The sequence below is a fragment of the Clostridium sp. DJ247 genome (genome assembly GCF_014231265.1).
In genome coordinates this window covers 1-9,196 of the sequence record NZ_JABAIW010000096.1, presented here as the reverse complement: position 1 = coordinate 9,196, position 9,196 = coordinate 1, and the positions used below count along the sequence as shown (strand labels likewise).

General features: G+C 31.7%; 11 protein-coding genes. 10 read left to right on the top strand and 1 reads right to left on the bottom strand.

The features are described from left to right. Positions 1-54 precede the first annotated feature (54 nt). Positions 55-513 (bottom strand): ferritin-like domain-containing protein, encoded by a 459-nt coding sequence (locus HGI79_RS21685; protein ID WP_185652752.1) that lies wholly within the window; start codon positions 511-513, stop codon positions 55-57. A gap of 276 nt (positions 514-789) precedes the next feature. Between HGI79_RS21685 and HGI79_RS21680 the strand changes: the two genes are divergently transcribed. From HGI79_RS21680 to hisE, 10 genes are all read left to right on the top strand, one after another. Further along, positions 790-1,962, top strand: coding sequence for an ATP phosphoribosyltransferase regulatory subunit (locus HGI79_RS21680; protein ID WP_185652751.1), 1,173 nt, complete (start codon positions 790-792; stop codon positions 1,960-1,962). Positions 1,963-1,986: 24 nt separating this feature from the next. Beyond that, positions 1,987-2,640, top strand: a complete 654-nt coding sequence (gene hisG, locus HGI79_RS21675; RefSeq protein WP_185652750.1) for an ATP phosphoribosyltransferase — start codon at positions 1,987-1,989, stop codon at positions 2,638-2,640. A gap of 10 nt (positions 2,641-2,650) precedes the next feature. After that, positions 2,651-3,955, top strand: coding sequence for a histidinol dehydrogenase (hisD, locus tag HGI79_RS21670; protein ID WP_207725872.1), 1,305 nt, complete (start codon positions 2,651-2,653; stop codon positions 3,953-3,955). Positions 3,956-4,074: 119 nt separating this feature from the next. After that, entirely contained in the window at positions 4,075-4,668 is a 594-nt protein-coding gene (hisB, locus tag HGI79_RS21665) for an imidazoleglycerol-phosphate dehydratase HisB (RefSeq protein WP_185652749.1), read from the top strand. Positions 4,669-5,009: 341 nt separating this feature from the next. Next, positions 5,010-5,615, top strand: a complete 606-nt coding sequence (gene hisH, locus HGI79_RS21660; RefSeq protein ID WP_395939567.1) for an imidazole glycerol phosphate synthase subunit HisH — start codon at positions 5,010-5,012, stop codon at positions 5,613-5,615. After that, the gene (gene hisA, locus HGI79_RS21655) at positions 5,612-6,325 is read left to right on the top strand and encodes a 1-(5-phosphoribosyl)-5-[(5-phosphoribosylamino)methylideneamino]imidazole-4-carboxamide isomerase (RefSeq protein ID WP_185652747.1); all 714 of its coding nucleotides are present in this window, start codon (positions 5,612-5,614) and stop codon (positions 6,323-6,325) included. The genes hisH and hisA overlap by 4 nt, the downstream gene beginning before the upstream one ends. A gap of 38 nt (positions 6,326-6,363) precedes the next feature. Then, positions 6,364-7,434 carry a histidinol-phosphate transaminase gene (gene hisC / locus HGI79_RS21650; RefSeq protein ID WP_185652746.1) on the top strand — a complete coding sequence of 357 codons (1,071 nt, stop codon included), beginning with the start codon at positions 6,364-6,366 and terminating at the stop codon, positions 7,432-7,434. 15 nt (positions 7,435-7,449) lie between these two features. Then, a complete protein-coding gene (hisF, locus tag HGI79_RS21645; RefSeq protein WP_185652745.1) occupies positions 7,450-8,211 on the top strand; it encodes an imidazole glycerol phosphate synthase subunit HisF in 762 nt (253 codons plus the stop codon). Between the two features lie 23 nt (positions 8,212-8,234). Beyond that, complete coding sequence (gene hisI, locus HGI79_RS21640) at positions 8,235-8,582, top strand: phosphoribosyl-AMP cyclohydrolase (RefSeq protein WP_185652744.1); 348 nt, start codon at positions 8,235-8,237, stop codon at positions 8,580-8,582. A 179-nt stretch (positions 8,583-8,761) separates the two neighbouring features. Then, entirely contained in the window at positions 8,762-9,085 is a 324-nt protein-coding gene (gene hisE, locus HGI79_RS21635; protein ID WP_185652743.1) for a phosphoribosyl-ATP diphosphatase, read from the top strand. The last annotated feature ends 111 nt before the right edge of the window (positions 9,086-9,196 follow it).

The following is a 9,196-nucleotide window of genomic DNA, read 5'->3' as shown; positions in this document are numbered from 1 at the left end:
TTTGGCAGCATATTCCTACGTATAAGTTAAATTTAATTTGTGGCTATCTATAATTTATTTTAACATACTGTATAGGTAGACGAATCTAGTAGCATGTTCTTGCTCGTCTGTAATAATCTCATATAGCATATCTCTTAGTTGTATGAATGGAAGCATTGCTTTTATTTTTCTATATAGTTCAACTGCTTCTAGTTCTCCATCAATACTGCTTTCTATTGCAGGCATTAGACAGTCTATATGTTCAACTTTAGGTGTTTTAATATCTGCTATTTTTCCAGTTAGCATATAATAAATATATTTAAACATTTTATAATGTTTTCCCTCATCATCGTAGGCAAATTTTATCTGTTTACGTACTTTTTCACTGTCAGCTAATTCCATCATTCTTTTATATTTAGCCCTATCATGTTTTTCATCTTTCATTGCTTCTATTAAGAGATCTAGTAAAGTTTCACCTTTCCTATAATAAGTATCTAGTGGCTCGTAATTGGATGTATTAGTTGCAAGATACAAAATGTAACCCTCCTTAAATATTTTTATACGTATTAATTAGCATATTACATTGAATGAGTATATAATTATATTATGTTTTGAATAATATAATGTTACAAAAAATATAATGCTCCATTGTTATAACAAGTTAACAAACAGTAATTTGCAAGAATTTTATTAGTTTTAAAAATAATAAAATAAAAAGTATTTACCCTATTGAATTATTGTATATAAGCTGATAAAATAACACTATATTGATTTATCACTTTACTATGATAAAATAAGGACGTGAAAAATATGGTTAATTGGAAAAGATATATCCCTGAGGGAACAAAAGATATTTTATTTAAAGAATGCGGTAAAAAAATAGAAATAGAAAATATATTAAGAAAAACTTATACAGATAGTGGATTTTTAGAGCTAACATCTCCAACCTTAGAATTTTATGATGTGTTTATTGGAGATAACAGCACTTTACCTCAAGAAAAAATGTATAAGCTTTTTGATAATCAAGGTAGAATATTGGTTTTGAGACCAGATATGACTACACCAATTGCTAGAATAGCTGCTACTAAATTAAAGGATACAGTATATCCATTAAGGTTATGTTATACATCAAATGTATATAGGGTTAATGAAAGTTTAAATGGGAAGAACAGCGAATTTACCCAATCTGGTATTGAAATAATAGGAATAAAAGGAACAAAAGCTGATGTAGACGCTATAATTACAGGAATAACAGCTTTAGTCAATTGTGGTCTTAAAGATTTCAAAATTGAATTAGGCCAAGCAGAGTTTTTTAAGGCTATAATGGAAGAAGTAAGTTTGGATACAGAAGAAAAAGAAGAGCTAAAGAAGTATATTGAAGATAAAAATTTTACTGCTTTATCAGAACTTTTATATTCTAGAAAAGATAAAATAGATGAAAGTACTTTGCGCATACTGAAAGAACTTCCTAAGTTGTTTGGGGATATTAAAATACTAGATAAGGCATCAGAGTTAACTAATAATACCAGAGCCTTAGAAGCACTAGACAATATAAGAAATGTTTATAAAGCTATAGATAGCATAGGTCTTTCACAATATTTATCTGTAGATTTAGGAATGATACAAAATTTAGATTATTACACAGGTATAATTTTTAGAGGATATACTCACGGTATAGGAGGAAATATATTAAGTGGAGGAAGATATGACAACTTAGTTGGACAGTTTGGTGAGGATAAACCTGCTACAGGATTTGCCATAGATGTTGATAGTATACTTAAGGCTTTAGAAACATGTAAATTTGAAACACCAAGAGATAAGGTTTTAGTTTTATATGAAGACGGTGATTTTGAAAAGGCATATAAGAAAGCAGTAGAACTTAGACAAGATAATGTAATAGCAGAAATTGCATTATTAGATTCAGAGCAAGATGCGTTGCGGTATGCAAAAGAAAAAGAAATTGATAAAATAATAAAAATTTAAGCTAGACGAAATGGGGAGGTCTAAATGGTAAATAATAAAACCATCAAAATAGCCTTAACAAAAGGAAGAATTGAAAAGAAAGCTATAGAAATATTTCAAGCAATAGGAATAGACTGTGATGAAGTTATAAATAAAGGCAGGAAACTTATATTTCATGATGAAAAAAGTAATATTGCTTTTGTATTAGCAAAAGCTCCAGATGTAATAACTTATGTAGAACACGGCGTAGTAGACATAGGAATTGTAGGAAAAGATACCTTGATGGAGCAAAATAAAAACTACTATGAAGTTTTAGATCTAAATTTTGGATGTTGTAAATTTGCAGTGGCAGGACCTAAGCAAGGTAATTTTTATGAAGGATATAATAGAAAAAAGATAGCAACAAAATATCCTAATGTTGCAAGAGACTATTTTAGAAAGATAGGTCAAGATGTAGAAATTATAAAAATAGAAGGGTCTGTGGAACTTGCTCCTATATTAGGGTTATCAGATGCTATAGTAGATATAGTTGAAACTGGAAGTACTTTAAAAGAAAATGGATTGGTTGTTTATGAAGAAATATGCAATATAAGTGCAAGAATGATAGTTAACATAGCCAGTATGAAGATGAAAAAGCATGAGATAGAAGATATAATCGATAAAGTGGAAGACCAAGTAGGTAAAATAGAAGCTTTTTAGGAGGATACTAATGGAAAATCAAATTATAAATATAATATATGGTAATACAGAACAAGGGAAAAAATACTTAGAATCGCTAAAGGATAGAGAAGAAAGTGTACAACAGGATGTTATCAATAAGGTAGAAGATATTTTAAACAGTATAAAAGCCAATGGAGACCTGGCTTTAGTAGAATATACAAATAAATTCGACAGCGTATATATAAATAAAAATAATTTGATAGTAACTAAGGAAGAAATAGAAGCGGCCTATAAACTGGTAGATAAGGAGTTTATAGATGCTATTAATTTAGCAGCGGAAAATATAAAGTATTTTCATGAAAAACAAAACAGAAACTCCTGGATGGTTAACAAGGAAAGTGGAATTATGCTTGGCCAAAATATAAGGGCTTTAGAAAATGTGGGAATATATGTTCCGGGAGGTACTGCCTCATATCCATCTTCAGTACTTATGAATGCTATACCAGCAAAGGTAGCAGGAGTTAAAAATATAGTCATGGTTACACCACCTTCAAAGGATGGAACTATAAATCCTAATATACTTGTAGCAGCTGATGTAGCAGGAGTAAACACAATATACAAAGTAGGTGGAGCTCAGGCTGTAGGTGCTCTTGCCTTTGGAACTGAAACTGTGAGTAAGGTTGATAAGATTGTAGGACCAGGAAACATATATGTGGCTATGGCCAAGAAGAGTGTTTATGGTTATGTTGATATAGATATGATAGCAGGACCTAGTGAAATATTAGTTATTGCGGATGAACAAGCAAATCCTAAATATATAGCTGCAGATTTAATGTCCCAAGCTGAACATGACAGATTAGCTTCATCTGTATTAGTTACAACTTCAGCTAAATTAGCGGAAGAAGTTAGAAGTCAGTTGCTAGAGCAAGTTGAAACTCTAAGTCGTAAGGACATAATATTAGAATCGTTAAAGAATTATGGAGTAATTATAGTAGTTAATAGTATTGAAGAAGCAATAGAAATGTCAAATAGCATTGCTCCAGAGCACTTGGAACTTTGTGTTAGAGATCCATTTTTAATGCTTGGAGAAATAAAAAATGCAGGATCTATATTCTTAGGTGATTATGCTCCAGAGCCTTTAGGAGATTATATTGCAGGACCTAACCATGTACTGCCAACCAGTGGAACTGCAAGATTTTTCTCACCTTTATCAGTAGATGATTTTATAAAAAAATCCAGCTTTATATATTATTCAAAGGAAGCTCTGTTTAATGTAGGAGATCAAATAATTAAGTTAGCAGATACAGAAGGGCTTACGGCTCATGCAAACTCTATAGCTGTGAGAATTAAGTAGTAAGGGACTTTAATAGTGCAAGATTAGAAAATTATTTTAAGAGTAACAGTAGGAAGTAGAGACGAAAATATAACATTACTAGAAAGTCTTAAGGAAGTTTTCTAGAAGGAGATAAGAATATGAGTAATGAAAGAAAAGCAGAGATTGTGAGAAAAACTAATGAAACAAATATTAGTGTAGAGATTAACTTAGATGGAGAAGGTAATTACAATGTAAATACTGGTGTAGGATTTTTTGATCATATGCTTTCTCTTTTTGCAAAGCATGGACTGATAGATCTAACTGTAAAAGCTGAAGGAGATTTATATATAGATCCACACCATACTGTAGAAGATGTAGGAATAGTGTTAGGTAAGGCCATTGAAAAAGCCTTAGGCGATAAGAGTGGAATAAAGAGATACGGTACAACTTTCGTACCAATGGATGAGGCATTATCAATGGTTTCTATGGATATTAGCGGAAGACCATATTTAGTGTTTGAAGGTAATTTCAATTCACAAAAAGTAGGGGAAATGGATACAGAGCTAGTTGAAGAGTTTTTTAGAGCATTAGCTTTTAATGGTGGAATAACTTTACATGCAAAAGTTATTTACGGGAAAAATAGTCATCATATGATAGAAGGACTATTTAAAGCTTTAGGTAGAGCTTTAAGAGAAGCTGCAACTAAGGATGAGAATATAAAGGGTGTAATGTCAACAAAGGGAAGCTTGTAATTATAGGGTTCCAACCTTAGAACTTCATCTAGCCCCCGGGATATGTTACCAGTTCTTCGGCACCATAAATACTTTTTTATGAGTCTAAAGCTCGGATTTAAGCAGAGAGCCAAAATCTATGATTTTGTGCGAATCGCTTACTACTCTATAAATTCAAAAGAACTTTTGATAAACTCGCTATGCTCAAACATATCTAAAGTTCTAAGTTTTTTCTAAAATCCTCGCTAAGACTCATTAAAAAAGTATTTAAATGTGCCTTCAGAACTAGTAACATATCCCTAGGTTTAAGCAAAGTTAAGAGGTTGTAATTCTATATACTTGAATGAAAAGGAGTGATGTTAGTGATTTCTATTATAGATTATGGAATGGGAAATTTAAGAAGTGTACAAAAAGCTTTTGAGTTCATAGGAGCTGAAGCTGAGATAACAGGAAATGCAGATGATATATTAAATAGCAAAGGGATAATACTACCAGGTGTGGGAGCTTTTCCAGATGCTATGGAGAACATAAAGAAAATGGGTATGGATAAGGTACTAGAGGAAGCTGTTAACAATGGAACTCCACTTATGGGAATATGCCTTGGCATGCAGCTTTTATTTGAAGAAAGTGATGAAGTTAGAGTAACAGAAGGTCTTGGTTTTTTGAAAGGAAAAGTTAAGAAGTTTCAAGTGGATTTAAAGATACCTCATATGGGATGGAATGACCTTATTATAGATAAACCCTGTGAAGTATTAAAGGATGTTAAAGAAGGAAGCTATGTATATTTTGTACATTCTTTTTACGCTGAAATTCAGGAAGAAGGGGTACTTAATGCACACAGCTTTTATGGCATAGATACTCCAGCTGTAGTTAGTAAGGGTAATGTATTTGGACTTCAATTCCACCCAGAAAAGAGCGGAGAACCTGGAATGCAAATGTTAAAAAATTTTTGGGAGTTGATAAAATGATAATATTTCCGGCTATAGATTTAAGAGATGGTAAGTGTGTAAGATTATATCAAGGAAAATTTGAAGAGTCAGAAGTGGTAGGGGAAGATCCTTTAAAGGTAGCTATGGGCTTCAAAGAATGTGGAGCAGAATATATCCACATGGTAGATTTAGATGGAGCACTTAATGGAGAGGTTAAAAATTTAAGTGTTATATCTGAAGTAGTTAAGACTGTAGGAATTCCAGTAGAACTTGGCGGCGGTATAAGAGATATGAAAACTATAGATATGCTTATTGAAGCAGGAGTGTCAAGAGTAATACTTGGAACAGCAGCTTTAAAAAATCCTGATTTTGTAATGGAAGCAGTAAAAAAATATAAAGAAAAGATAGCAGTAGGTATAGATGCAAAGAACGAAAAGGTTGCGGTAAATGGATGGCTTGATGTAAGCAGCGTTGATTACATAGATTTTGCTAAGGAAATGGAGAAAATAGGGGTTAAAACTATTATATTTACAGATATAAGCAAGGATGGAACTCTGCAAGGTCCTAATTTAGAGCAGCTTTCTAAAATTCAAAATAGTGTAAGATGTAACATAATAGCTTCAGGTGGAATTAAAGATATTGAGGATTTAAAAACTATAAATAAAATGGGCATTTATGGAGCTATTACAGGTAAAGCCATATATTCAGGAAATATAGATTTAAAAGAAGCTATAGAGGTATGTAAATAATTATTGAAAAAGATTATATTAGAAGGTGTGAGTTAAAAATGAGCAAGTATTGGAGTGAAATTACTAAAAGCATAGAACCATATGTTTGTGGTGAACAACCTAAAGATAAGAAATATGTGAAATTAAACACCAATGAAAATCCATATCCTCCATCACCAAAAGTATTAGAAGCAATAAAAAATGCAGCAAATGAGGATTTGAGATTATATCCAGATCCTAATTGTGATGAGTTAAGTGAAACTATTGCAAAGTACTATAATTTGGATAGGAATCAGGTCTTTATAGGAAATGGATCTGATGAAGTCTTAGCTTTTTCATTTTTAGCATTTTTTAATCCTAGTGAAACTATAGTTTTTCCTGATATTAGCTATAGCTTTTACCCAGTATATGCTGGTTTATACAATATTGATTATAAGCTTGCAAAGCTAAAGGATGATTTTTCTATTCCAGTTGATGAGTTTATGATTGAAAATGGAGGAGTAGTTATTCCTAATCCTAATGCACCAACAGCAAAATATTTAGATATAGCTTCAATAAAAAAGATTTTAGATTATAATTCTAATAAAGTAGTTATAATTGATGAAGCTTATATAGATTTCGGAGGAACTTCAGTAGTAAGTCTTATAAAGGATTACCCTAATCTTTTAGTAATACAAACTTTATCTAAATCACGTTCTTTAGCAGGAATTCGTTTAGGTTTTGCACTTGGTCAAGCAGAGCTGATAGATGGATTGAATAGAATAAAAAATTCCTTTAATTCCTATACCATAGACAGAGTTGCTTCCGCAGCTGCAGTAGAAGCAATAAAAGACGAAGATTATTTTAAAGAATGTGTACGCAGAATAATAGATACAAGAGAAAGTGTTACAGAGAAGTTAACAGCACTTGGCTTTAACGTAATACCTTCAAAGGCTAATTTTATTTTCGCAGCTCATACTGTATATCCAGCACAGGAGCTATTTATTAGATTGAGGGAAAAAGGTGTATTAGTAAGATACTTTAATAAAGATAGAATAAATAATTATTTAAGAATAAGTATAGGGTCTGAGGACGAAATGGAGTTCTTTGTAGAAAAGGTTAAAGAAATTATAGATGAAATTAAGGGATAGAAAGAGGTGTGGAGTTTGCTTACAAAAAGAATAATACCTTGTTTAGACGTAAACATGGGAAGAGTAGTAAAGGGAGTAAATTTTGTTAACTTAAAAGATGTAGGTGACCCTGTTGAAATAGCTAAAGCATACAATGCAGAAGGCGCAGATGAAATAGTTTTTTTAGATATAACAGCTACTCATGAAGGAAGAGGAACCATGATAGATGTAGTTAAAAGAACTGCAGAACAAGTATTTATACCACTTACAGTGGGTGGGGGTATAAAAGATTTAGAAGATTTTAAGAATATTTTAAGAGCTGGAGCGGATAAAATATCAGTTAACTCTGCTGCAATAAGAGATCCAGAGCTTATATCAAGAGCTGCTGATAGATTTGGAAGTCAGTGTGTGGTTGTGGCTATAGATGCGAGAATGAGAGCTGACAATACAGGATGGAATGTTGTAATTAATGGTGGAAGAATAGATACAGGGCTTGATGCACTAGAGTGGGCTAAAAAAGTAGAAGAATTAGGTGCTGGAGAAATACTATTAACTAGCATGGATGCAGATGGTACAAAGGCAGGATATGATATAAAGTTAACAAATGCAATAACAGGAGCAGTAAATATTCCAGTAATAGCTTCTGGTGGTTGTGGTAATTTAGAACATTTTTATGAGGTATTTGAGCAATCGGGAGCAGATGCAGCTTTAGCAGCATCATTGTTTCACTATAGAGAGCTTAGCATAAAGCAAGTAAAGGAATATCTTAAAGAGAAACATGTGGAAGTAAGACTATAAAAATAAAGCATGAGGAATGTAGTATGAAAGAAGAAAAGTTAGAAAACATAAATATAGAATTAGTAAAAGAGATAGATTTTAGTAAAGGGTTGATACCTGCAATCATACAGGATTTTCAAAGTGGAGAAGTGCTTATGTTAGCATACATGAATGAAGAATCCTTAAGAAAAACCTTAGAAACGGGAACAACTTGGTTTTGGAGTAGATCAAGAAAAGAGTATTGGAATAAAGGTGCAACCTCTGGACATTATCAATATGTAAAGAATATTAGTGTGGACTGCGATGGAGATACGTTACTTATAAAAGTACAGCAAATAGGGGCTGCTTGCCATACTGGTAGCACAAGTTGTTTTTATAGAAATATATATTAATTTACATAGAGAAGAGTTGTAAAGTTGGTTATTATATAGATAACCATGCCCGAAATTTAACTTATACTCCAGGATATATTACCATATTTCGTCACGTTAAATATTGGTAATATATCCTTACGTATAAGTTAAATTTAAGGTATGGGTATCTATAACTATATAAATTTGGAGGGAAACTAATGGAACTACAAGGTGTTATAGAACAATTATATGAAGTTATTAAAGAACGAAAGAACAATCCTATGGAAGGTTCATACACAAATTATCTTTTAACAGAAGGTATAGACAAAATTTTAAAGAAGGTTGGAGAAGAAACTTCAGAGGTTATAATAGCAAGTAAAAATAATGATAAAGATGAAGAAGTATATGAAATATGTGACTTAATTTATCATTTATTAGTTTTAATGGTAAACCAAGGCGTAGAACTTGATGATATAACAAAAGAATTAGAAAAAAGAAGAGAAAAAATAGGCAATAAAAAACCAGAAAGAAAAACTGTTTAGTGATAAATGAACATGCCCGAAATTTAACTTATACTCCTGAATATGCTGCCAAACTTCGGCACGTTAAAAACTTTTAGTCAGTCTAAAGTTCGTGTTTTTGAAAATCTAAGA